Here is a 22,509-nt window from a genome sequence, read left to right on the forward strand (position 1 = left end):
CTCCAGCATGCAAAGACTCATCCGCGGCACCATCCTTCATTTCCTCGGCGACCCCGGCACGGAACCGGCACCGGCTTCGTGGCAATTGTTCGCGGACGGGGCGTTGCTGGTCGAAGACGGATTGGTCCGGCGCGTGGGTGAGGCGGCTGCCTTGCTGGCAGATGCACCTGAAGGGACAGAGATCACCGATTGTCGCGGCAAGCTCATCCTGCCGGGCTTTGTCGATACGCATGTGCATTCGGCCCAGCTCGACGTCATTGCCTCCTATGGTACCCAACTGCTCGACTGGCTGACCAAATACACCTTTCCCGCAGAGCGCTTGTTCAAGGACGAAGCGCATGGCGAACGCATGGCCGGCCTCTTTCTCGACCGGCTGCTGGCCAGCGGTACCACCACGGCCGCGGTCTATCCGACCGTGCATAAGCAATCGGTCGACACCTTTTTTGCCGCCGCCGCGGCGCGCAAACTGCGCATGTTGGCCGGCAAGGTGCTGATGGACCGGAACTGCCCCGATTATCTGCGCGACGACGTCGCCGGCGCCGAGGCTGATTGCCGCGACCTCATCGCGCGCTGGCATGGCAAGGGGCGCCTCGGCTATGCGCTGACACCGCGCTTTGCGCCAACATCGTCGCCGCAACAGCTGGCGATGGCAGGGCGCCTGTTCCAGGAAATCCCGGGCCTCCACCTGCAATCGCATCTGGCCGAGAACCTCGACGAGATCAAATGGGTGCATGAGCTCTTCCCGGCGCAGCGATCCTATCTCGATGTCTACGATCATTTCGGCCTGCTGGGGCCGCGTGCGATCTATGGCCATTGCATCCACACCGATGCGACCGACCGCGTGCGCATGGCGGCGACCAGGACCGCCATCGCCTTCTGCCCCAGTTCCAATCTCTTTATCGGTTCCGGCCTGTTCGATCTCGATCAGGCACGCAATGCCGGCATCCGCGTCGGCCTGGCCAGCGATGTGGGCGGCGGCACCTCGCTCTCCATGCTCGAGGTGATGGCAGATGCCTATAAGGTGCTGCAACTCAAAGGCCAGCATCTCAATCCCTGGCGGGCCTTCTATCTGGCGACTCTCGGCGGCGCCGAGGCTCTAAGTCTCGAGGACCGGATTGGTAATTTTGCTGTCGGCAAGGAAGCGGACTTCACGGTGCTGGATTTCGACGCCATTCCGATCCTGAAGCACAGAAGCGGGATCGCGCGGGACTTCGCCGAGCGGCTCTTCGCCCTGATGATTCTGGGTGACGACCGCGCTGTGGCGGCGACCTACGTGCTGGGCGAGCTTGCCTATCGCCGCCCTTAGTGATCGGCGGCGACCGGAGCCCCGCGTGGCCGGCGCAGGACCGGGACCAGCAGCAGGCCGGCGATGAAGATGGCGCTCATCAAATATTGCGCATCCGCCATCGTCAGGACCTCGGCCTGGCGATAGACAGTATTGGCCAGCATCTTGATCGCGGCATTTTCGGCGATCGAACCCATGGCGCCGGTCATGCCGGCGCGCGCATGATCAAGGAAGGCCTGGGCGGTTGGGTCGCCGGCCGGCATGTTCTCGACCAGCCTTGTCCAATGCAGCGCCATGCGGTCATTGAGGACCGTGTTGATGGCGGCGAGGCCGATGGCGCCGCCGAGATTGCGCATCAGATTGTAGAGACCGCTTGCATTCTTGATGCGCTCCGGCGGCAGGGTGCCCAGGGCTGCGGCGTTGATCGGGATGAACAGGAACATCAGCGCAAAGCCGCGGCAGGCCTGGGGCAGGAAGAATTCCCAGAATCCCCAATCGGCGGTCAGCAGCGACTGCAGGTAGGCACCGATTCCGAACATGGCGAGGCCGAAAGCCAGCATCACCCTGGGGTCGAGCACATTGGCAAGCCGGCCGGCGATCGGTGCCGACATGAACTGGAAGGTGCCGGTCACGAACATGACGAGACCGATATCGAGTGCCGTATAGTCGCGCACGCGCCCGAGGAAGAGCGGCATCAGATAGGTCGACCCGTAAAGTCCGATGCCGATGATGAAGCTGAAGGTGGACCCGATCAGAAAGTTCCGGTTGGCGAAGGCCCTGATATCGACGATCGGCTGCCGATAGCTCAGAACCCGCAGGACGAAGAACACCCCGGCGATGGCGGCGATGATGGCGAAGGTGAAAATGGTCTGGTCGTCGAACCAATCGTCGCGCGGGCCTTCTTCGAGCACGAATTCGAGCGAGCCCAGGAAGACGGCCATGAAGGTCAGGCCCAGATAATCGAAGCCGGGCAGCAGCGACCAATCCGGCTTGTCGAAATCGACCAGGGTCCAGACGGCGACTGTCACGATCGCGCCCGGCAGCAGATTCGCGAGGAACAGCCAATGCCAGCTTGAGATCTCGGTGATATAGCCGCCGAGCGTCGGGCCAAGAGTCGGCGCCATCGTGGCGACGAGACCCATCAGCACCGACAGCATGTTGCGTTTCGACGGCGGGAAGACGGTATAGCAGGCGGCGAACACAGTCGGAATCATCGCGCCGCCGATGAAACCCTGCAGGGCGCGGAACACGATCATCGAATTGATGTCCCATGCCAAGGCGCAGAGCATGCTGGTGATGGTGAAGCCAGCGGCCGAGACCGTGAACAGCGCGCGCGTCGACAGCAGCCGGGTGAGGAAGCCGGAGAGCGGGATCATCACCACTTCGGCTATGAGGTACGAGGTCTGCACCCAACTGGCCTCATCGGCGCTGGCAGCAAGGCCCGCCTGGATGTCGGCAATCGAGCTCGAGACGATCTGGATATCCAGAATCGCCATGAACATGCCGACAACCATGGTCATGAAGCCGATCCAGTCGCGCTTCGTCAGGGCCCGTTCCATGCGGGTCGCTCCTTCGGCGGTCGCTTACTCGGCTGATTTGGCCTTGGGCGCGGCGTTGGCGGCGCCGAACAACCAGCCGCCGGCACTGGCCAAAGCCGGTGCAGCACTCGTGGCTGTGTTGACCGCAACTTCGACCGAGAGGCCCGGCCGCAGCAGGCCCTGCAGCGGCGAATTTCCCGGCAAGGCGATCCGCACCGGCACGCGCTGCACGATCTTGGTGAAGTTGCCGGTGGCGTTTTCGGCTGGCAGCAGGCTGAACTGGGCGCCGGAGGCCGGCGAGAAGCTGTCGACCGTGCCTTCAAGCTCCTGGCCCGGGAAGGCGTCGATCTCGACGGTGACCTTCTGGCCCGGCTGCATGTGGCCGATCTGCGTTTCCTTGAAATTGGCGACGACATGCACGTCATTGGGGACCAGCGACAGAAGCTGCGTGCCCGGGCTCACGAACTGGCCGACGCGGACGGCGCGGTTGCCGATGACGCCGTCGATCGGTGCGCGGATCACGGTCTTTTCCAGGTCGTTCTGCGCCAGCATCAGCTCGGCCCTGGCTTCGGCCACCTTGGCAACAGCTTCGGCCCGGTTGGCATTGAGGACGCCGATCTGGGCGCGCTCGGCTACCAGCTCGGCAGCGATGCGAGACGATTCGGCTTCCGCCTTCAGCTTCACGGCCGTGGCATCGTCCATCTCCTGGGTGCCCACGATCTTGTCGGCGACCAGCTTCTTGTAGCGATTATAGGTCTGATGGGCGCGGTTGAGCTCGGCCTCGGCCGAACGCTGCGAGGCCACCATCTGTGCGATGCGGGCATTCTGATAGGTGATCTGGCTGTCGATGGTGACGAGGCTGGCTTCGACCCCGGCCACATTGGCCTCAGCCTGCGCCACATGGGCGCGGAAATCGGAATCCTCGATGGTCAGCAGCACGTCCCCGGCGCGGATCGCCTGGTTGTCGCCGACCACGACATTGGCGACATAACCCTCGATGCGCGGGCTGATGATCGAGATATCGCCTTCGACATAGGCGTTGTCGGTCTTCTCGATGAACCGCCCCGTCTGCCAGAAATACCAGCCGCCGGACACCGCGCCGAGGGCGGCGAGAGAGACGACGGAACGCAGGATCAGCTTGCGCATGGGGTGATTCCTCATCAAATTCAGGCGGTGAGTTCGAGCCGGAGCGGGGCAAAACGGGGTCGTTGGCAGTACCCGATTCGCCCCTGCAGGAAACTGGACTGAACTGTCCAGTTCAATTCTGTTGGAAATTGGCTTGCTGAAGCCTATATGTCAAGAGTAAACTGGACCGATCAGTTCAGTTTTTTGAAATCCACCGCCATGGGCATGCCCGATTATGAACAAATTCGCCGAAATTGAGCTGCCCGACCCCACAAGCGCGTGTTTTGAACATATGCGCGACCCCGAAACGGGCGAGGAATTGCCGGCGAAGGCCGCCCAGGTCATGGAGGCCGGCAGCAAGCTGTTCACCGAGCATGGCTTCGGTGCGGTCAGCATGGACCAGGTCGCCAAGGCCGCCGGCGTTTCCAAGGCGACGGTCTATGCCCATTTCCAGAGCAAGGAACAGCTCTTCGTCGCCATTGTGCGCGCGGCCTGCCTCTCTTATGCCGACAATGTCATGCCCGAAGTGCGTGACGCACCGGATATGCGCGCGGCTCTGACACGCATCGGGCGCAGCATCGCCGGCTTTCTCATGGCACCGCGTACCATGGCGATCTACCGCGTCATCGTCGCCGAGGGGCCGCGCTTTCCCGATCTCGCGCGCCGTTATTATGAAACAGGCCCGCGTACCTTCAAACGGCTGCTGACGCAATATCTGACCGAAGCGATGGGAAAGGGTCTCCTGAAGATGGAGGATCCACGCCTTGCCGCCGATCAGTTCTGCGGCATGGTGCGCGGGCCGCTTTACATGCAGGTACTGCTGAACGTGCAAGACGATCCTGACGCCTTACAGGTCGACGTGGTGGTCAATGGCGCGGTCGAGGTCTTCCTGCGCAGCTATGGGCCGAATAGCCAGCCAGCGGTTTAGGCCGCGCTGACTTGATTGAGCAGTGTGCTGGGGTCCAGCACCTTGAAGAAGCTGTCGATGCGCGTGCCGCTGCGCGACAATGGGGCGATCAGGCGGACATAGGACCACAGCCCACCCGCCAGATTGACGTAAGTGCGCTCCGCGAGACTGGGAATTCCGAGCCGCGCCACCGTCAGCGCCGAATTGACGACATGCCGCGCATCCGTGCTTGAGAAGAAATCATCGGTCGTGCGCCCGCGCAGTTCGCCACCATATTTCTGGCAGACAAAGGTGCCCGCCAGGCGCACGCGCAGGCGATCGGGATTCTCCTCGAGATCCAGCAACATCACGAAGGGCAGCAGAGCCTTGGGCATTGAAGTCGGATCTACGCCGCGCGGCGCGCGGCGTCCGCCGGATTGCTGCCAAGCCTGCAACGCATCGGCTAGGTAGGGATACTGCCCGATCTCGGTAAGCGGGATGTCGCGGTGCTGTCGCACGGATTGGGCAAACTCAGAGGCCATCATTGTCGGTCCTGTCGCAATGTCGCGGTTCAAGAGGATACGCAGCCCAATCGATATCGGATCGCTCGATATACATACTATCGTGTACATCTCGCTCAAAATTGCTGCACATGCGGGCGTCGGCAGAGAACGGTCCAAGCGGCGCTTTCAGGCGAGTGCCATACCGAAAAACCACCGAATCTGCTCCAATTCGGTCGGGCGGGTAGGTGGCAGATGAAACTCTGTTAATAATTTCCCATTAGGCTCCTCCCGATCGTGCAAAGTTGAAATCGAAGGTCGGGCCTGATGTTTGAGTGGTTGGCGAATTTCCGAATCCGAACTTGGCTGCTGGTCGGCTTCAGCAGCATATCGGCCCTGCTGGTCCTGGTGATTGCCGTCAACCTGTGGCAGGTGCGTGGCAACGCCAACATCACCCAGCGCATGGTGGCCGAGCGCCTGCCGATGACGACTGCCGGGAATGCGCTGGTAGCCAATGTTCAAGGGTCGCTTACCGCCCTGCGCGACTGGATGCTGACGGCCAACGAAACTTTCAAGCACGACCGGGCTGATGTCTGGACCCAGATCGGCAGCAACGTGCAGCAGATCGATGCGCTGGCGGCGGGGTGGACCGAACAGCGCGACATGGCCGACTGGACCCAGATCAAAGAATTGCTGACGACCTTCGCTTCCGCACAGGACAAGGCGGAGCAGTTGGCCAACAGCAAGGACGAACAGCCGGCCCTCAAACTGCTCAACGAGCAGGGCGAAAAGCTTATCTCGACCATCCTCAAGGGTGTCTCCGGCATGATGAATGAGGAATTCGCGCAGCCGGCGACCGAGGAACGCAAGGAGTTGCTGATCGCCCTCTCGGATCTGCGCAATGCCTTCTCGCTGGCGCAGGCAAGCCTTCGCGCGATGGTGATGACGGGCAATGAGCAGTTCCAGAAGGAGTTCGATAAGAACTGGAAGGTGACGGGAAGCAGGCTGAAGACGCTGGCGAAGATGAGCGCCCTGTTCACCGTGGGTCAGAAATCTTCCTACAACACCCTTACCGCCAATTACGAGAAATTCACGCCGCTGCCGGGCCAGATGATCGAAATCCGCAAGTCGCCTGGCTGGAATCTGGCGCAGGAGCAACTGAACGGCACGGTAACCCCGCAGGCCAATCAGATACTCGATCTCTTGAGCGGCCCGCAGGGCGATGACGGGGTGCGTCGTGGCGGCCTCGTCGACCGGCAGGCTACGTTGCTGGCCAGCGACGGCGAGAGCGCAATTGGCGCCGCAGCGAACCTGCAGAAGGTGATGATCGTCCTGTTACTGGTTGGCCTCGGCGCCGGCTTCGGCATTGCTTTCTGGATCATCCGCGTCACGTCGCGCCCGATCGCGCGTATGACGGGCGTCATGGGGGAATTGTCGCGCGGCAATCTCGATGTGAGCGTGCCCGATACCGACCTGAAGAACGAAATCGGCGCCATGGCGCAGGCGGTCAGTGTCTTCAAAGACGGCATGATCCAAGCGCGCGACCTCGCCGGCAAGGAAGCGGCATCCCAGGCGCGCCGCGAAGCGCGGGCAAAGAAGATCAACAGCCTGACCGAGGATTTTGAATCGGCTGTCCGCGAAGTGCTCGAAACGGTCGCGAATGCCGCCCAGCGCATGCAGGGCACGGCCAATTCGATGACCGAAACGGCCAGCGACACGTCGGCCAGGGCCGGTGCCGTAGCCAATGCCTCGGCCGAAGCTACCACCAATGTACAAACAGTGGCCTCGGCAACGGAACAGCTCAACGCCTCGGTTGCGGAGATCTCGCGCCAGGTGAACGAATGCTCGCGCATCGCCAGCGAAGCAGCCGGCCAGGCCAGCGCTACCAACCAGCTGGTCGAAGGCCTCTATGCCGCCGCCGATAAGATCGGTGCGGTGGTGCAGCTCATCAACGATATCGCCGGCCAGACCAATCTGCTGGCGCTCAACGCCACCATCGAAGCGGCGCGCGCCGGTGATGCCGGCAAGGGTTTTGCCGTGGTGGCGTCGGAGGTGAAGAATCTGGCGACGCAAACCGGCAGCGCCACCGACGAGATTGCCGGGCAGATATCAGCCGTGCAATCGGCGACGTCGGAGGCTGTCACAGCGATCCGCACCATTGCCGGCACGGTCTCGCGCATCAACGAGATCGTCGGCACGATCGCCTCGGCTGTGGTCGAGCAGGGAGCGGCAACCCAGGAAATCGCCCGCAACGTCCAGGAGGCGGCCGATGGCACCAATCAGGTCAACGTCAACATCTCAGGCGTCAATCAGGCCGCGGATATGACCGGTGTCGCCGCTCAGCAGGTGCTGAGTGCGGCCAAGGAGCTCACCGACAAATCGGACGAACTGCGCCAGCATGTGCAGCATTTCCTCGAAGGCGTGAAGAGCGCCTAAGATCTCGCACGGCGGGCGGCACGAAAGCCACGCGCCGCCTGGATCAGAATGAAACTGACGAAGACCACCAGCAACACGCCCGGAAAGCCATGTGGGCCGAAAAGGTCCATCGCCTTCCCGCAGAGGGCGGCGCCTATCAGCGCGCCCAAGCCCCACATGGTCGAAAAGGCCGAGGTTCCGGCAATAAGGTCGGGGCCGCTGAATCTGTCGCCCAATTCTGCCAGGCCCACGGTGTAGATGCCGAAGCCGGCAGCGCCGGCAATCAGTACCAGCGGCCAGATCCAGATGGTGGCAATGGCGAAGGGGAATAAAGCGAGGCAGGCGGAAGCCACGAAGAAGCAGCCGATCATCGTCCTGCGCTTTGAGGTATGGTCGGCAATCCAGCCGATCGGAATCTGAAAGAACACATTGCCCAAGGAAAGTGCTGTGATGGTAAGGGCCGCCGTGGATGTGCTCATGCCATGGCGCACGCCATAGATGGACAGGAAGCCCAGCATGCCACCATCGAACATGGCATGGACCGAAATCGCGATGAGGAGCAACGGCGCCTTAGGCAGGAAACTCAGCATCGAGACATGCGGCTGGTCGCCCGCATTGGCGGCTTCTTCCGAGACCAGGCTGATCGGCAGAACGGCGATGAAGAGGATGCCGGCACCAATGGCGAAGGGCAGATAGCCCTCGATACCCGTCCAGCCCACGACACCGGCGCCGACGCCGAAGGTGGCCGAAATACTGGTCGCATAGATGCCGACGACGCGGCCGCGATAGGCGCCCTTTGCATTGCCCAGCACCCATGCCTCACTCAGCGCGAACAGCGTCGCCACGAAGATACCCTGCAGCAGGCGCAACGGAAACCAGACCCATAGGCTGGGGAAAGTGGGATAGAGGAGGAACAGCAATCCCGTCGCCGCAGCCATGAACATGGCAACGCGCTTGGCGCCAAAGGCATGGGACATGCGCGGAATGATCAGGCCGGCAATCAGGATGCCGATCGGCGCCATCGCCGTGTTGAGGCCGATCACGCTTTCGCTCACACCCCAACTCTCCATGTTGAGTGCCAGCAGCGGAAACATCTCGCCCAGTGAAAACGCGAACACGCAGACGGCGGCGCAGGCCGCAACGAGGTTTCGCCAATTGATCTGGTCGGTATTGGGGTTGTCAGTCACGCCGAAGCTCCGTTGCCTTGAGACGGTCTCAGGCCCGGATGATGCATCGGGTGGCCTTACCGATTGAGGGACGGCACACTGCCTCAATCAAGGGCGATCTGCCAGCGCGATGAATGCAATGCTACCCAGATGGCGGAACGAGGCTCGCTCCACAATCAAGGATGGTCCCGGCAACAGCATTTGTGCGCTGCAAGGGCGGTATTCGCGTGCCAGGACGCACAATAAGATTTTCTATCCGCAGCAGCTTGATAGACTATTGCTGTCCAGTAACCGCGACGGAGGGACCTGTGGCCCGGCGCTCTCGCGCTTCCATGAATTGCTGTCGTCTCCTATTGCTCGTGGCTGCCGGCCTGCTGAGTCTGGTGGGGACAGGCCATGCCCAAATGGCTGGCTGTACGCGCCTCATCGCGTCCGGCAATCCGGACTATCCGCCTTATCTGTGGCGCGATCCCGCGGATCAGGGGCGATTGATCGGCGCCAATGCGGCATTGATGGCGCTGCTTTCGGTCGAACTCGGCATTCCCATCGAGGTGCGGCATATCGGGTCCTGGGCGCGCGTGCAGGAGGAGATGAAGAGCGGGCGCATCGACCTCATTGCCGGTGCCTTCCTCACCACGCAACGCCTCGAATACATGGACTACATCCGACCGATCATCGCCACCACGCGCTCCGTGATCATCACGCCGCCGGATAGCGCGCTCAATTACGGCGAATGGTCCGATCTGGTGGGGCATAAGGGCGTGACGGTTATCGACAACAGCTTCGGCGAAGCCTTCGACCGCTATGCCGAAAACAGCCTCTCGATCGAGGAAGTGTCGAAACTGGATAATGCGCTGCAGATGCTGTCGCACCGACGGGCCGACTACCTGATCTATGAGGACGCCCCGGCGCGGGCCTTTGCCGCCAGGCTCGGCATCACCGATCTCAAGGAAGCGAAGAATTCGGTCAGCAATGAAGATCTCTATCTGACGCTCTCGCACCGTTCGCACTGCAACACCGGCGAACTCCGCGGCAAGCTCGCGCAGGTGATGCAGCGCTTGGCCGACGACAAGGTCATGGACGGCTTGATCGCTGGCGCGATCAAGCAATGGCAGGAGCAATAGAGGCGGAGATCGGGCAGGCCCAAAAGAAAATCGCCGGGCCACGAGGGCCCGGCAAGTTAAACAGGGAGGCTTTACGTCTGGGAGACGTAGGGTCCGAAGACCCCATCCGGGCGTCGCGCCCGAATTCGATGTGAAGCTATCGCTTCGAAACTCTCTACCGTGATCACTCTGTCAGCCAAATATGGCGCCATCATGACCATTCAACCCCCTTCGGCGTGAAACGTTCCGATTGTTGCTGTTTTGCAACAGTGTGGCTGTCCGGCACGGGCGCAGAATAGAGGAATTCTCGAAGGCGACCAGAGTCAAATTCACAGACGCGGCATGCATTAGCTGCATAGCGTATAAAGTTATTTATTTCAGTATGTTAATGCAAATGCTGCACTGCCGAAGGGTGGGTCGTGCGAATCTGTCGCAGGCGCTGCGATTGCACTTTTCGCGGGTCTCTGACAGCGCCAACACTGTTGCACTCCTGATTTCTCTATCGAGTCGGAAGGGTTTCCGGAACGCGACGCGGATGTCGCGACCACGCAGAAATGCCTGATTTTGCTGCATTGCAGCGCACAAAGATTGCGCATGCGATAGCCACAAGGTTGCGCTGGAGCCTGGCGTTCATATCTTGGTAGTGCAATCCACCGTCCTCGGAGGCGTCGTTCGATGATCTACCTTGTTGCCCTGATTCTGCCCCCGCTGGCGCTCCTGCTCTATGGCAAGGTCTTCCAGGCCATCTTCAATCTCGCGCTCTATGTCCTCGCCTGGGTCGTTTTCGTCTTCAGCCTGTTCCTTGGCGGCTCGCCCGGCTTCGTGCTGTGGATGATCGCGGCTCTCCACGCCATCCTCGTGGTCAATGATGCTAAGAAGAATGCCCGGGCGGCGGCCATTCTCGCTGGCGATCGCACCCGCTAGACGTCGATTCGTCCGATGTTTGACGCTTCCCTGTCAGCGTCCCGTCACGATTGGTGTTGTAGGAAAGTCGGCTTATTCGTTTCCAGGATAGCTGAGCTTTTTCATGCCGGTCTCTATGAACTGTGTACGGCGCTGGTGGCCGAATCCCTGGTGGATCGGCCCCTTGCGCCTGTTGGGTGGCTTTGCCGCCTTGCTGGCGCTGGGCTGCGCCGCCATGGCGATCGATGCCGAACTCGATGAAGCGCAGGCCATCGCGGAACTGCGGCAGGGCGGCCACATCGTCTATCTGCGCCATGCCGCCCGCTTCAAGGGGCCGCGTGAGAACCTGACGGTTTCTTCCTCTGCGGCAGAATTCGCCAATTGCAGCGCCCAGCGCAACCTGACCCCCACGGGTCAGGAGCAGGCACGCCAGCTGGGTCGATATTGGCGCGAACTGGGCATTCCCGTCGCCCGTGTCGTCGCCAGCGCGCAGTGCCGGACGCGCGACACGGCCATTCTCGCCTTCGGCCAGGCTGAGCTCGAGCAGCGGCTGTTCGATCTCGATTTTCTGCGCGCGCTGCTGCTGAAGCCCGCGGCTGCCAAAGGCAATACCGTCATCGTCGGCAGCGATGCGCAGCTGAGGGAACTGACCGGCGTGGATCTCGGATACGCCGAACTGGCGATTGTTCAGCCCGACGGAAAAGGCGGCATCCAGGTGGTTGCGCGCCTCGACCTCGAAGATTGGCAGGAAGCAGCCGAACCGGGCTGGTGGTAAGCGCGCCCGGCCCCGGTATCAGCTCTGCATCTTGCTCTCGGCGACCTTGCGCAGCAGGAAGTCGCGGAAGACCTGGATGCGCTTCGAATTCCGCAGTTCTTCCGGATAGACGAAATAGGCATCGATCCGCGGGCCCTGCAGTTCCGGCAGGACGCGGACCAGACTCGCCCCTTCCGTGATCATGAATTCCGGCAGGCTGGCCAAGCCCAGTCCCGATTGCACGGCGCGCAGAATGGCGTAGACCGAATTGACGCGCAGGATCGGCCGGCGCGGCTTGTCCTTGCGCGTGCCGGCACGCAGCAGCCAGTCGATATCCTCGACCGGCGGGCGCATGTCGTTGCCATAGACGATGACGCGGTGCTGGTCGATATCCTCCGGCACCTTGGGAATCCCGTGGCGCTTCAGATAGGAGGGTGCGGCATAGATGTTGAGATGCACCGTCATCAGATGGCGCTGGATCAGTTCGGGCTGGCGGGGCGGTGCCATGCGGATGGCGACATCCGCCTCGCGCATGGAAAGATCAAGCTCGCGGTCTTCGAGAACCAGGTCGACCTCGACATCCGGATAGAGGTCGATGAACTCGAGTAGGACCGGTGTGAGCCAGGACGAGCCGAACGCTTGGGTCGCCGTGACCTTCAACTGCCCCTTGGGCCGATCCTTCGATTCGGCGAGCTGCGCCTCCGCCATGGCGAGCTTGGAGAAGACTTCATGTGCGGTGCGATAAAGCAGCTCACCCTGCTCGGTGAGGATGAGACCGCGGGCGTGGCGGTGGAAGAGGGCGACGTTGAGGCTCTCTTCCAGCGAGGAGATCTGCCGCGAAACCGCGGACTGGCTCAAATTCAGCACTTCACCGGCATGGGTGAACGAGCCGGCTTCGGCCACGGCGTGGAAGATCCTGAGCTTGTCCCAATCCATCGACATGTGATTTCGCCGGTGGCGGTTATCCGCACAACCCGGCGTCCCCTTTCAAGTTTGGCGACGGCCCCCGGCCGCCGCGTGGCAGCTGCCTCTTCAGCAGCCGGTCATTCGGCTGCCTGGGCAGTGTCGTGTTCGTGGGCGGCAATAAAGCGTTCGGCCTCAAGGGCTGCCATGCAGCCCATACCGGCTGCCGTCACCGCCTGGCGGAAGACCTTGTCCTTCACGTCGCCGGCGGCAAAGACGCCCGGCACGTTGGTGGCGGTGCTGTCCGGCTTGGTGAGGAGATAGCCCTCGGCATCAAGCTCCAGCTTGCCTTTGAACAGTGATGTAGCCGGGCTGTGGCCGATGGCGACGAAGAAACCATCGCAGGGAATGGTCGAAACCTCAGCCGTCAGGACATTCTTCACCCTGACGCCGGTGACGCCCAGCGGCTCGCTCTCGCCCAGTACTTCTTCGACGACGCTGTTCCACACGACATTGATCTTCGGGTTGCGGAACAGGCGGTCCTGCATGATCTTTTCGGCGCGGAAATGGTCGCGGCGATGGATCATCGTGACCTTGGTCGCGTGATTGGTAAGATAGATCGCCTCTTCGACCGCGGTGTTGCCGCCGCCGACGATGACCACTTCCTTTTCGCGGAAGAAGAAGCCGTCGCAGGTGGCACAGGCAGAGACGCCGAAGCCTTGGAACTTCTTCTCCGATTCAAGGCCCAGCCAGCGCGCCTGCGCACCGGTGGCGATGATGAGGGTCTCGGCCAGGTAGACATCGCCGGAATCGCCGACACAACGGAACGGGCGACGGCTGAAATCGATATCCAGGATGGTGTCGAAGATGGTGCGCGTGCCGACATGCTCGGCCTGTTTTTGCATCTGCTCCATCAGCCACGGGCCTTGGATGACGTCGGCAAAGCCCGGAAAGTTCTCGACATCGGTGGTGATCGTCATCTGCCCGCCCGGCTGGATGCCTTGCACCAGGATCGGTTTGAGATTGGCGCGCGCCGTATAGATCGCGGCAGTGTAGCCGGCGGGGCCGGAACCGATGATGAGGACCTTGGTTTTGATTTCTTGCGGCATGATCAGGTGATTCCTTGGGCGAATTCCGGGGGCAAAAAGCCTGCCTTTCGCCATAACGAAGCGCCAGACTCGGACTTTGCCGGAAGATTTCTCAAGAATAGGGGCAGGAGACCCTGAATCCAAGCCATGCATTGGCGGAATGCCGCAAAAAAGACCGGCGCTAAGTGCCGGAAATTCAGCAAAAATAAGCTATGCCATTGGCGAATAAGGCCGCGTTCGATCAGATGCATTTTATCGATTTCAGAAATCGATTTCGCCCGGTCCAAGTGCCTGTTTCCATGCCTCGCTTGGGCACTTAAGTCAGCCTAGCGCACCTCAGGGATCACACGCCAAAGACTGGCGAAATAAAATGACCTGCAATATAATTGCGTGATCTGGTTCGATTCGAGGGGATCATTACATGCGGCGCGCAAAGCTCGACAAGATCGACCTTAAAATCCTGGCCGATCTGCAGGCCGATGGCCGCATGACCAATGTCGATCTCGCCAAAAGGGCGGGAATTTCGGCGCCACCCTGCCTCCGGCGTGTGCGGGCGCTGGAAAAGGCCGGTTTCCTCAAGGGCTATCACGCCGACGTCAATGCCGAAGCCTTGGGCTTCGGGGTCACGGTCTTTGCCCAAGTGGGCCTCTCGAGCCAGGCGGAGACCGATCTCAAGGCCTTCGAAGCCCGGGTGCTGACCTGGCCGCAGGTCCGTGAATGCCACATGCTGGCGGGGGAGACGGATTTTCTGCTGAAGATCGTTGCCCATGACTGGGACTCCTATCAACGCTTCCTCACCACCTGCCTCACGGCGGCGCCCAATGTCAGCCACGTTAAATCGGCGCTGGCGATCCGCACCGCCAAGAACGAGCCCGGGGTGCCCATCGATGTCGAGGGCGGCGAGGAGCCGAAAGGCGAAGATATCTGAAGGGAGCCGGGTTCTAGGCGCCGTATTCAAAGCCGAATTCCGCCGGGCGCTGCTTGCCGCGGAAAATGGTGCCGAGATCGACCAGACTGCCATCGGGGAGAGCTGCCTGGGTATGGCAATCCACGCCCTGCAGCAGGCGCACGTCGCAGCCGTCGATGAAGAAATCGGCAAAGCGCAGGATCGGGTTGCGCTCGGGTGCCGGCGGCAAGTTCGCCAGCGAGGCGGCAAGCTTGGGGCCCGTGCTGCTCCGCGTCACCCGCGGGTCCGCCATGAAATCGATTGCCATGCCCATGATATGCTCCAATCACTCTGCGGTCGCTCGAAGGGGAGCGCCGCGTCAACGACATGTCTTATGAGTGGCGCTGAACCGGCTGGCGGTTTGTGACGGGCTTCACAAGTGGTGCGGGAATGATGGGCAAATCGCCCTGGCGGGATCTCATTGACGGTATCAGCGCGCGGCTGGCCGATGATCCGGCCGGCCGCCCGTTCCTGGCTGAGCTTGCCGCCCTCCGCGATCTACTTCCGGAACCGATCGCTTCGGCACCGATGGTCCTGCCGGTTCAGCGATATTGGCCGGCGGCGGGTGCCGGCGATCCGCTCGGCATGCTGATGGCGGCGGTCGATCAGGATCTCGCTGCGTCGTGGCAGCAAAATCCCAACTACCGCGCGGCGCCACCCGCCGTCGGTTTCCTGCAGAATTACGGCTATCTCGAATGTGCCGGGCCCGCGGCGCCCTATCGTTGTGCCAGCTTTCGCCTCGGGCTGCTGGTGTTAGGTCCCAGGACGCACTATCCCGCGCACCGTCATCCGGCGGAGGAGATCTACTTGCCGCTGGGGTCCGGCAAATGGTGGCGCGACGGCGCGGCGTGGCGCGCAAGGACGGCGGGGGAAATCATCCATCATCCTCCGATGTGCGCTCATGCCACGCAAAGCGATGCCGATGCGCTGGCGGCGATCTATCTGTGGCGCGGCGAGATTGCGCCGGCGGCGCGCCTCAGCTGAGGGTCAGCGGCCTTCGCGGCGCCAGGCGGCAAGGACGAGGCCGATCGCCAGCGCCAGGGCGGCCCAGGGTGGCAGCAGCGGAGCCTGGGCGACACCGGTCACGACGTAATCTTCATTGCGCGTCAGGCCGAACCAGTTGTTGCCGGAGCGGTCGCCCTTCTTGCCGACGCGGCGCAGGTCCGGAAGTTCGTGTCCAGGCAGGACCGCATCGGTTCCGCCGGAGGCGAGCATGAGGGGCTGCAAGGGCTGCACGCTCGCGCGCGGATCGTTGAATTCCCTGGAATTGATCTCGCCAAGGGCGGCGAACGCGTCGCGCGTGCCGTCATTGATGCGGTAAAGACCCTGATCGGTTGCCGGCAGGGTGGCGGTGGCGCGCCCGCGCCCGATTTCCTTCAGGCGCAGGGTCGCGGTCGTGTCGTCCGGGCGCGTCACGGTGACGTCGATATTGCCCTGCGGTGAAAGACTGCGGCGCTCGATTTCCAGCTTGCCGTCAATCGCGGTGGCGCGCAGATCCTCTTCCTCGAGATCAGGCTCCTGCATCAGCCAATGCGCCGTGCGGCGGATCAACTCGGCCTGCGGGCCGCCGCCTTCGAAGCCTTTCGACCACAGCCACAGGTGATCGGAGAAGATCTGTGCCACGCGGCCCTTGCCGATGCGGTTGAGGACCAACAGCGGCAGATCTCCGGCGCCGTTCATCAGCACCTCGCCGCCCTGGTTGACGGCGGCGATCTGGCGGAACCAACGCCCCCAGTTCGGCGTGGTATTCGGATCGGGCAGGAGATCGGCGGTGACCGGATGCCGCTTGCCGACATCGCTCAAGCTGGGCTTGAAGCCCTGCTCCAGTATCTCGCCGGTGGGCATCGCCGAAAAAAGCGGCGCCAGTGGCGTGCGGTAGAGGCTGAACTGGCCGACGGCGGTCGGCCCCGCTGCTTCCAGGACGGCGCCGCCTTCCGCCACATAATCGGCGATGTGCTGGAAATACTCGTCCGGCAGGATGCCGAGATGTTCGAACCGATCGAAGATGATCAGGTCGAATTCCCGCAGTTTGACGTCGAACAGTTCGTCATAAGGGAAGGCGATGAGCGCCAGCTCGTTGATCGGCGTCGCATCCTGCTTGTTGGGCGGGCGCAGGATGGTGAAATGGATGAGGCTGACGGACGGATCGGATTTGAGCAGGTTGCGCCAGGCGCGCTCGCCGGGATAGGGCTCGCCGGAGATCAGCAGCACTTTCAGCTCGGCCCGCACACCGTTGACCGACAGGACGGCGCGGTTGTTGATGCGGGTGAGTTCGGCCGGCCCCTCGTCGGCCTCGATCTCGAACACCGTCTGGCCGCCATGTTCCAGGCCCAGCGACAAAGTGGTTTCGCGTCCCGTGACGACCGGCATGGGGTCGAGCGGCACGCCGTCGCGCTTGATGCGGATGGTGGTGGCGGCACCGGCATTGGCGCCGAGATCGTCGACGCGCAGCTTCACCTCGACCGGCTTGCCGACCAGGCCGAAACTCGGCGCTTCCAGCAATTCGACGCGGCGATCGCCCTTGGTGGGATCGTCGGTGAGCAGGAGATGGATCGGCGCGTCGAGGCCCAGATCGGCGAGAGCCGGCGGCACGTCGTGAATCTGGCCATCCGAAACGATAATGATGCCGGCGATGCGCGCCAGCGGCAGATCGGCCATGCCGCGGCGCAGCGCCTCGAACAATTGAGTGCCTTTTTCCGCCGTATCCGGACCCGCGCCGGCATCGATGACCTTCACCTCGATGTCGTCGAGCTTGCCCAGCTCACGCGACAATTCGCTCAAGCCCCGGGCCGCCTGGGCCGCGCGCGCGCCGATCGTCTGCGAGGGAGAATGATCGACCAGGATGACGGCGATGTCCTTCTGATAGGCACGCTTCTCCTGCACCACGCTGGGGTCGAACAGGGCGGCAAGGATACTGAGCACGGCCAGCAGGCGCAGAAAGGCGCCGCGCGCCCGTCGCCATAGCGAGAAGATAAAGAGTGCGACGAACAGAAAGGCGAGGGCCGCCAGCAATGCCTTGGGCAGCAACGGGTTGAAGACGATCGACAGGCCGTTCCAACTGAGATCCATCATTGCCCCAGCCTTTCCAGGATGGCGGGCACATGGACCTGGTCTTCCTTGTACTTGCCGGTCAGCGCATACATGACGAGATTGATGCCGAAGCGATAGGCGTATTCGCGCTGCTTTTCGCCGCCGGGGGTGACGGGAAAGAGCGGCTGGCCGTAATCGTCCAGCGCCCAGGCGGCGGCATAGTCGTTGCTGCCGACGATGACCGAGGCGACGCCGTCATTGACCCGGTTCTGCGAGCTTTCGATCCAGAGCGTGCCGCCGACCCAGCGGCCGGGAAAATCCTTGAGGAGATAGAAAGAGCGCGTCAGCACGTGATCAGGGCCGACCGGCGCCAGCGGCGGGACTTCTAATCCCCCGGTCAATTCCTGCAGGCGCATGGCACCAGGCCCGAGGCCGCCGGTGATGCCGACCACATTCTGGTCGGCGGTGTCGAACAGGATCATGCCACCGCCGGCCAGATACCGGTTGATTTCAGTGATGGCGCGGTCGCTCAGCGTCCCGCTCGATCCTGCCATCGGCCAATAAAGGACGGGATAGAAATCGAGCGTATCGACATCGAGATCGATGCCGACCGGATTGCCCATATCCGCCGAGGTGCGCTCCAGCAGCTTGGTGGTGAGGCCGTAAAGACCGGCGCGGCTGGTGGCGTCGACATTGGGAATGCCAGTACGGACGTAAGCGAGATGCGTTGAATCGGCGGCGGCTATGATCTCCTGATCCGTCATCGGCTGCACTGCCGCTGGCGCGCTATCGCCTTCCTGCGCGCGGGCGACCTGCGCATCGAAGACACCGATGCCGGCCATGAGCAGAAGGGCGGCGGCGCCGGTGCCGACAGCGGCCCGATGGCGATGCCCCAGCAGCCCGCGCATCAGGAGGCCGATCACGATATCGGCGGCAAGCAGGAGGGCCGCCAGCAGCAGCAGCCAGGGCTTCCAGTCGATGGCGGTGGAGGGCGTCAGCGGATCGAGCGGCAGGCCAAGGGGTTTCACTGCAGGCAGAGTGGCGCTGAGATTGAGCGCGCGGCGCCCCTGAGCCGGGCCGTAGAGACCTGCCGGATGCTGCGGGCCGGAGATCTGGCCTTTGAGATCGTCGGGTGAAATCGGCGTGATGCTAGTTGGCGCCGGTTCCAAACGCCCATATCCGTCGAGCAGAAGACTTGGCGGCAGCGGTGTTGCCTTGTCCTGGGCCGTGCTGGGGATACCGGACGCCAGCATCAGCAGGCGGTTGAGCATCTCGACATAGAGGCCGGAAAGGGCAAGGTTCGACCATGCGGTATTGGCGCTGACATGGAACAGCACGACATAACCTTCGCCGCGCTTGGCGCCTGTCACCAGCGGAGTGCCGTCGCTGAGGCGCGCCCAGGTGCGACTGCCCAGGTCGATATCCGGCTGGGCCAGGACCTGGCGGTTGACAACGACATCGCTCGGAATATCGAGCCCGACGAAGGGCGAGGCGGCGGGGAAGGGGGCAAGGCTCGCCGGCTTCGACCAGCTGAGGGCACCGCCCAGCACGCGGTCGCCCTGGCGCAGGCGCACGGGCAACAGATTGTCGTCGGCAGCAAGGGCCAGCCGATCGCCGGCAAAGCGGATCAGTGTCCCGCCCTCTTCGATCCAACCGGTCAGGGCGGCGCGTTCGCCATCGCTGATATTGCTGCCGTCCGGCAGGACCATGACGGAAAGCGGCTGCTTGACCAGCGTCGAGACATTGCCGACGCGCAATTCGTTGAGCGGCTGCAAGGCGCGTTCGACATAATAGAGTTCGCCCAGCAGCGGTTGGCGGGCCGCAGTGGCATTGTCGGTGATGACGCCGATGGGTTTTGATCCGGCCGTATCGTCGAGCAGCACGATGCCGCCCGCCTGGCCCGTTTCGGCGCCGGCCGGCGGCTGCAGGGCGACGGCACCGACGCGGCTACGCAGTTCCAGCGGCAGCGGCACGGCGGCTTCGACGACATTCTGGCTGGCAGCAAAGCGTGCGCTGCCGAGGCTGATGGTCCGCCCCTCGCGATCAAGAATGCGCAGGCCTAGCTCCTGCGCGGCACCGACCATGGGGCGCTCGACCTTGAGCTTGAGGCCGGCGGCGTCAATCTTGGCCGGGCGCAGGATGACAGGCAGGTCGCGCGGCCCCACGATGCGCAAGGCGCCGAGCTTTTCCAGGCTTGCGGCAAGGCCGGTATCGCTATCACCAGGGACCCCTACACCATCGCTGAGCCAAACGGTGTTGAGATCCTCCGGCAGCGATTTAGTGGCACCCATCTGGTCCAGCATCGCCTGCACCAGATCGCGGCGCCCCGGCCAGGGCTGCGGCGCCAGATTGGCCAGCATGGCCTTGGCCTGGATGGGGGCGAGACTGTCCGGCGGCGTCAGCCCCGTCTGTCCCAGTGCTGGCGCGGTGGGAACCAGCAGGACCTCGCGGCCTTCGCGCGCCGCCTGATCGATGAAACTGTCGGCCGTGAGATTGGCCTCGCGCCAATGCGGTGCCGAAGCCCACCCATTGTCGACGAGCAGCAGCAGCGGTCCCTTGCGGGCGAGCCCAGCACCCGCATTCCATACAGGATGCGACAAAGCGGCAATGATCAGGGCGGCAATGACGACGCGCAGCAGGATCAGCCACCAAGGCGTCCGATGCGGCGTCTCTTCATGGGGGATGAGGCCGAACAACAGGCGGATGGCCGGGAAGGGGATGCGCTTCGGGCTGGGCGGCGTCAGGCGCAGCAGCCACCACAGGATCGGCAGGGCCAGGAAGGCCGTCAGCAATGCGGGTGCCAGGAAACTGAGATTGCCGAAATTCATCGCCGCAACCCGCGATCAGCTGCCAGCCATTGATAGAGCGCCAGCACCGATGAAGCGGGTGGGCTGTCGGTCACATGCACCGTCATGCTCCACCCAGCGTGACGGGCGAGATCCCGGAGGGCTGCCTGATGCGCCACCAATCGCTCGACATACTGTGTGCGGATGCCTTCGGCCCGACTCATCAACACGTCGCCTTCACGCTCCAACCCCAGAAAGCGGACGCGTCCGGTGAAAGGCATGCTCTGTTCGGCCGGATCCAATACCTGCAGCAGATGGCCGTGCACGTTGCGAGCCGCGAAGCGGGCGATGACCTCCTGCAATTCATCCAATGGCGACAGGAAATCGCTGATCAGCAGGGCATGAGCGTGGGCCGGCAGGTCGGCCGGCGGCGGCAGGCTGGCCGCAAGCGCCGGATCGCGCGCGTCGACGAAGAGGCGCTCTGCCAGATGCTCGGTCACATTGCGCCCGGCGCTCGGCGGTTCCGGATGCCCCAGCAAGCCGACGCGTTCGCCGGCGCGGGCCAGCACGCTGGAAAGTGCCAAAGCCAGCACCTGCGCCCGCGCTGCCTTCGTGGGCAAGTCGCGGCGGCTGGCATAGGTCATGGACGGCGACAGGTCGCACCACAGATAGACGCTTTGCGACGCCGACCATTCGAGCTGGCGCAGATAGAGCTTGTCGGTCTTGGCTGAGGCACGCCAGTCCAGGCGTTTCAGCTCGTCGCCCGGATAGTATGGGCGATACTGCCAGAAGACCTCGCCCGGCCCCGTGCGCCGGCGACCATGCACGCCCTGCTCGACCGTCGCGGCAATCCGCTCGGCCGCCAGCAGCAAGGGCGGCAGCCGTTCGGCGACCGCCGCCGCTTCCGCCTTGTTGCGGTCACGGGCGATCTGCGCAGGTGTCGGCTGGGCGGTTCGGGTGAGGGCCACGCTGCGGCTCAGTCCAGTTGGCCGATCAGCCGATCGATGATGCTGCCCAGGGTCACCCCTTCCGCCCGCGCACCGTAATTGAGCGCGATGCGATGACGCAGCACCGGATGCGCCAGCGCCGCCACATCGTCGATCGAGGGGCTGAAGCGGCCCTGCATGAGGGCACGGGCGCGGCTCGCCAGCATCAGGGCCTGACCGGCACGCGGGCCTGGGCCCCAGGCGAGGCTCGACTTCACAAGGTCGATCTCGCTCGTTTCCGGCCGGCCGGCGCGCACCAGGCGCAGAATGGCTTCCACCACCTTGTCGCCCACCGGAATGCGCCGGACCAGCCGCTGGGCGGCCATCAGTTCATTGGCACTCAGCACGGTAGCAGCCTCGGTATCGGCAGCGCCGGTCGTGACGATCAGCATCTGCCGCTCGGCCTCGACGCTGGGGTAGTGCACGTCGATCTGCAGTATGAAGCGGTCGAGCTGCGCTTCGGGCAGCGGATAGGTACCTTCCTGCTCCAGCGGATTCTGCGTCGCCAACACATGGAAGGGCTCCGGCAGGACATGGGTATGGCCGCCGACCGAGACCTTGTGCTCCTGCATCGCTTGCAGCAGCGCCGACTGCGTGCGGGGGCTGGCGCGGTTGATTTCATCGGCCATCAGCAGCTGGCTGAAGACCGGGCCCTTGATGAAGCGGAAGGCGCGCTTGCCGCTGTCGCTCTCTTCCAGCACTTCCGAGCCGATGATGTCGGCCGGCATCAGATCGGGCGTGCATTGCACGCGCTTGGTGTCGAGGCCGAGGACGCGGCCCAGGCAATCGACCAGCCGGGTCTTGGCAAGGCCGGGGACGCCGATCAAAAGGACGTGGCCACCAGCCAGCAGGCCGATGAGCGACTGCTCGACCGTTTCTTCCTGACCGAAGATGATCTGGCCGATATTGGCGCGAACCTGTGCCAAACGCCGGCTCAAGCTCTCGATTTCACCGCCCAGATCGCCCGCTTGGGCGTTGGCATCGGCCCCCGGGATGCCGCCGGGGCCGTGGCCGGGATTTCCGGAAAGGCTGGAATCGGTACTTGCCAAGTCGGCCTCCTTGCACTCGTATGGAAATGACTTATCTTTTCTTTAG

At 63.1% G+C, this 22,509-nt stretch carries 20 protein-coding genes; 8 read left to right on the forward strand and 12 right to left on the reverse strand.

Annotated elements, in window-relative coordinates:
• Positions 1–7: 7 nt before the first annotated feature.
• Complete coding sequence (gene guaD / locus ACE3OA_RS01885; RefSeq protein ID WP_374307234.1) at positions 8–1,306, forward strand: guanine deaminase; 1,299 nt, start codon at positions 8–10, stop codon at positions 1,304–1,306.
• On the opposite strand, the gene ACE3OA_RS01890 is transcribed toward guaD, so the two are convergent.
• Together ACE3OA_RS01890 and ACE3OA_RS01895 are read right to left on the reverse strand one after the other, a co-directional pair.
• Entirely contained in the window at positions 1,303–2,844 is a 1,542-nt protein-coding gene (locus tag ACE3OA_RS01890; RefSeq protein WP_374307236.1) for a DHA2 family efflux MFS transporter permease subunit, read from the reverse strand. The two genes, guaD and ACE3OA_RS01890, sit on opposite strands and share 4 nt — an antisense overlap.
• Positions 2,845–2,868: 24 nt before the next feature.
• Positions 2,869–3,969: an HlyD family secretion protein gene (locus tag ACE3OA_RS01895; RefSeq protein WP_374307238.1), complete on the reverse strand. Its 1,101-nt coding sequence runs from the start codon at positions 3,967–3,969 to the stop codon at positions 2,869–2,871.
• Between the two features lie 214 nt (positions 3,970–4,183).
• Between ACE3OA_RS01895 and ACE3OA_RS01900 the strand changes: the two genes are divergently transcribed.
• The gene (locus tag ACE3OA_RS01900; RefSeq protein ID WP_374307241.1) at positions 4,184–4,876 is read left to right on the forward strand and encodes a TetR/AcrR family transcriptional regulator; all 693 of its coding nucleotides are present in this window, start codon (positions 4,184–4,186) and stop codon (positions 4,874–4,876) included.
• Here ACE3OA_RS01900 and ACE3OA_RS01905 read toward each other — a convergent pair.
• Entirely contained in the window at positions 4,873–5,379 is a 507-nt protein-coding gene (locus tag ACE3OA_RS01905; protein ID WP_374307245.1) for a PAS domain-containing protein, read from the reverse strand. The two genes, ACE3OA_RS01900 and ACE3OA_RS01905, sit on opposite strands and share 4 nt — an antisense overlap.
• Before the next feature lie 282 nt (positions 5,380–5,661).
• On the opposite strand from ACE3OA_RS01905, the gene ACE3OA_RS01910 reads away from it, so the two are divergent.
• Entirely contained in the window at positions 5,662–7,770 is a 2,109-nt protein-coding gene (locus ACE3OA_RS01910) for a methyl-accepting chemotaxis protein (protein ID WP_374307247.1), read from the forward strand.
• On the opposite strand, the gene ACE3OA_RS01915 is transcribed toward ACE3OA_RS01910, so the two are convergent.
• The gene (locus tag ACE3OA_RS01915; RefSeq protein WP_374307250.1) at positions 7,767–8,936 is read right to left on the reverse strand and encodes an MFS transporter; all 1,170 of its coding nucleotides are present in this window, start codon (positions 8,934–8,936) and stop codon (positions 7,767–7,769) included. The genes ACE3OA_RS01910 and ACE3OA_RS01915 overlap by 4 nt on opposite strands.
• A 383-nt stretch (positions 8,937–9,319) precedes the next feature.
• On the opposite strand from ACE3OA_RS01915, the gene ACE3OA_RS01920 reads away from it, so the two are divergent.
• From ACE3OA_RS01920 to ACE3OA_RS01930, 3 genes are all read left to right on the forward strand, one after another.
• Positions 9,320–10,039: a substrate-binding periplasmic protein gene (locus tag ACE3OA_RS01920; RefSeq protein ID WP_374307252.1), complete on the forward strand. Its 720-nt coding sequence runs from the start codon at positions 9,320–9,322 to the stop codon at positions 10,037–10,039.
• A 654-nt stretch (positions 10,040–10,693) separates the two neighbouring features.
• Complete coding sequence (locus ACE3OA_RS01925; protein WP_374307254.1) at positions 10,694–10,942, forward strand: hypothetical protein; 249 nt, start codon at positions 10,694–10,696, stop codon at positions 10,940–10,942.
• 103 nt (positions 10,943–11,045) lie between these two features.
• Positions 11,046–11,696 carry a histidine phosphatase family protein gene (locus ACE3OA_RS01930; RefSeq protein WP_374307256.1) on the forward strand — a complete coding sequence of 217 codons (651 nt, stop codon included), beginning with the start codon at positions 11,046–11,048 and terminating at the stop codon, positions 11,694–11,696.
• 18 nt (positions 11,697–11,714) lie between these two features.
• Here the strand turns inward: ACE3OA_RS01930 and ACE3OA_RS01935 are convergent, their stop codons facing one another.
• From ACE3OA_RS01935 to ACE3OA_RS01945, 3 genes are all read right to left on the reverse strand, one after another.
• A complete protein-coding gene (locus ACE3OA_RS01935; RefSeq protein ID WP_374309194.1) occupies positions 11,715–12,611 on the reverse strand; it encodes a LysR family transcriptional regulator in 897 nt (298 codons plus the stop codon).
• Positions 12,612–12,718: 107 nt separating this feature from the next.
• Entirely contained in the window at positions 12,719–13,687 is a 969-nt protein-coding gene (gene trxB / locus ACE3OA_RS01940; RefSeq protein ID WP_374307258.1) for a thioredoxin-disulfide reductase, read from the reverse strand.
• A gap of 2 nt (positions 13,688–13,689) precedes the next feature.
• A complete protein-coding gene (locus ACE3OA_RS01945; RefSeq protein WP_374307260.1) occupies positions 13,690–13,953 on the reverse strand; it encodes a hypothetical protein in 264 nt (87 codons plus the stop codon).
• A 134-nt stretch (positions 13,954–14,087) separates the two neighbouring features.
• Here ACE3OA_RS01945 and ACE3OA_RS01950 point away from each other — a divergent pair, with 134 nt between their 5' ends.
• Positions 14,088–14,594: an Lrp/AsnC family transcriptional regulator gene (locus ACE3OA_RS01950; protein ID WP_374307262.1), complete on the forward strand. Its 507-nt coding sequence runs from the start codon at positions 14,088–14,090 to the stop codon at positions 14,592–14,594.
• A 13-nt stretch (positions 14,595–14,607) separates the two neighbouring features.
• Here the strand turns inward: ACE3OA_RS01950 and ACE3OA_RS01955 are convergent, their stop codons facing one another.
• Positions 14,608–14,886 (reverse strand): hypothetical protein, encoded by a 279-nt coding sequence (locus ACE3OA_RS01955; RefSeq protein ID WP_374307264.1) that lies wholly within the window; start codon positions 14,884–14,886, stop codon positions 14,608–14,610.
• Positions 14,887–15,002: 116 nt separating this feature from the next.
• On the opposite strand from ACE3OA_RS01955, the gene ACE3OA_RS01960 reads away from it, so the two are divergent.
• The gene (locus ACE3OA_RS01960; protein ID WP_374307266.1) at positions 15,003–15,596 is read left to right on the forward strand and encodes a dimethylsulfonioproprionate lyase family protein; all 594 of its coding nucleotides are present in this window, start codon (positions 15,003–15,005) and stop codon (positions 15,594–15,596) included.
• Between the two features lie 3 nt (positions 15,597–15,599).
• Here the strand turns inward: ACE3OA_RS01960 and ACE3OA_RS01965 are convergent, their stop codons facing one another.
• The 4 genes from ACE3OA_RS01965 to ACE3OA_RS01980 are packed head-to-tail and all read right to left on the reverse strand — an operon-like array spanning position 15,600 to position 22,409.
• Positions 15,600–17,684 (reverse strand): hypothetical protein, encoded by a 2,085-nt coding sequence (locus ACE3OA_RS01965; RefSeq protein WP_374307269.1) that lies wholly within the window; start codon positions 17,682–17,684, stop codon positions 15,600–15,602.
• Entirely contained in the window at positions 17,681–20,470 is a 2,790-nt protein-coding gene (locus ACE3OA_RS01970) for a DUF4159 domain-containing protein (RefSeq protein ID WP_374307271.1), read from the reverse strand. The genes ACE3OA_RS01965 and ACE3OA_RS01970 overlap by 4 nt, the downstream gene beginning before the upstream one ends.
• Positions 20,467–21,396, reverse strand: coding sequence for a DUF58 domain-containing protein (locus ACE3OA_RS01975; protein ID WP_374307273.1), 930 nt, complete (start codon positions 21,394–21,396; stop codon positions 20,467–20,469). The genes ACE3OA_RS01970 and ACE3OA_RS01975 overlap by 4 nt, the downstream gene beginning before the upstream one ends.
• An 8-nt stretch (positions 21,397–21,404) precedes the next feature.
• Positions 21,405–22,409, reverse strand: coding sequence for an AAA family ATPase (locus tag ACE3OA_RS01980; RefSeq protein ID WP_374309196.1), 1,005 nt, complete (start codon positions 22,407–22,409; stop codon positions 21,405–21,407).
• Positions 22,410–22,509: the final 100 nt, after the last annotated feature.

Source organism: Dongia sp. (assembly GCF_041906375.1).
Lineage (GTDB): Bacteria > Pseudomonadota > Alphaproteobacteria > Dongiales > Dongiaceae > Dongia.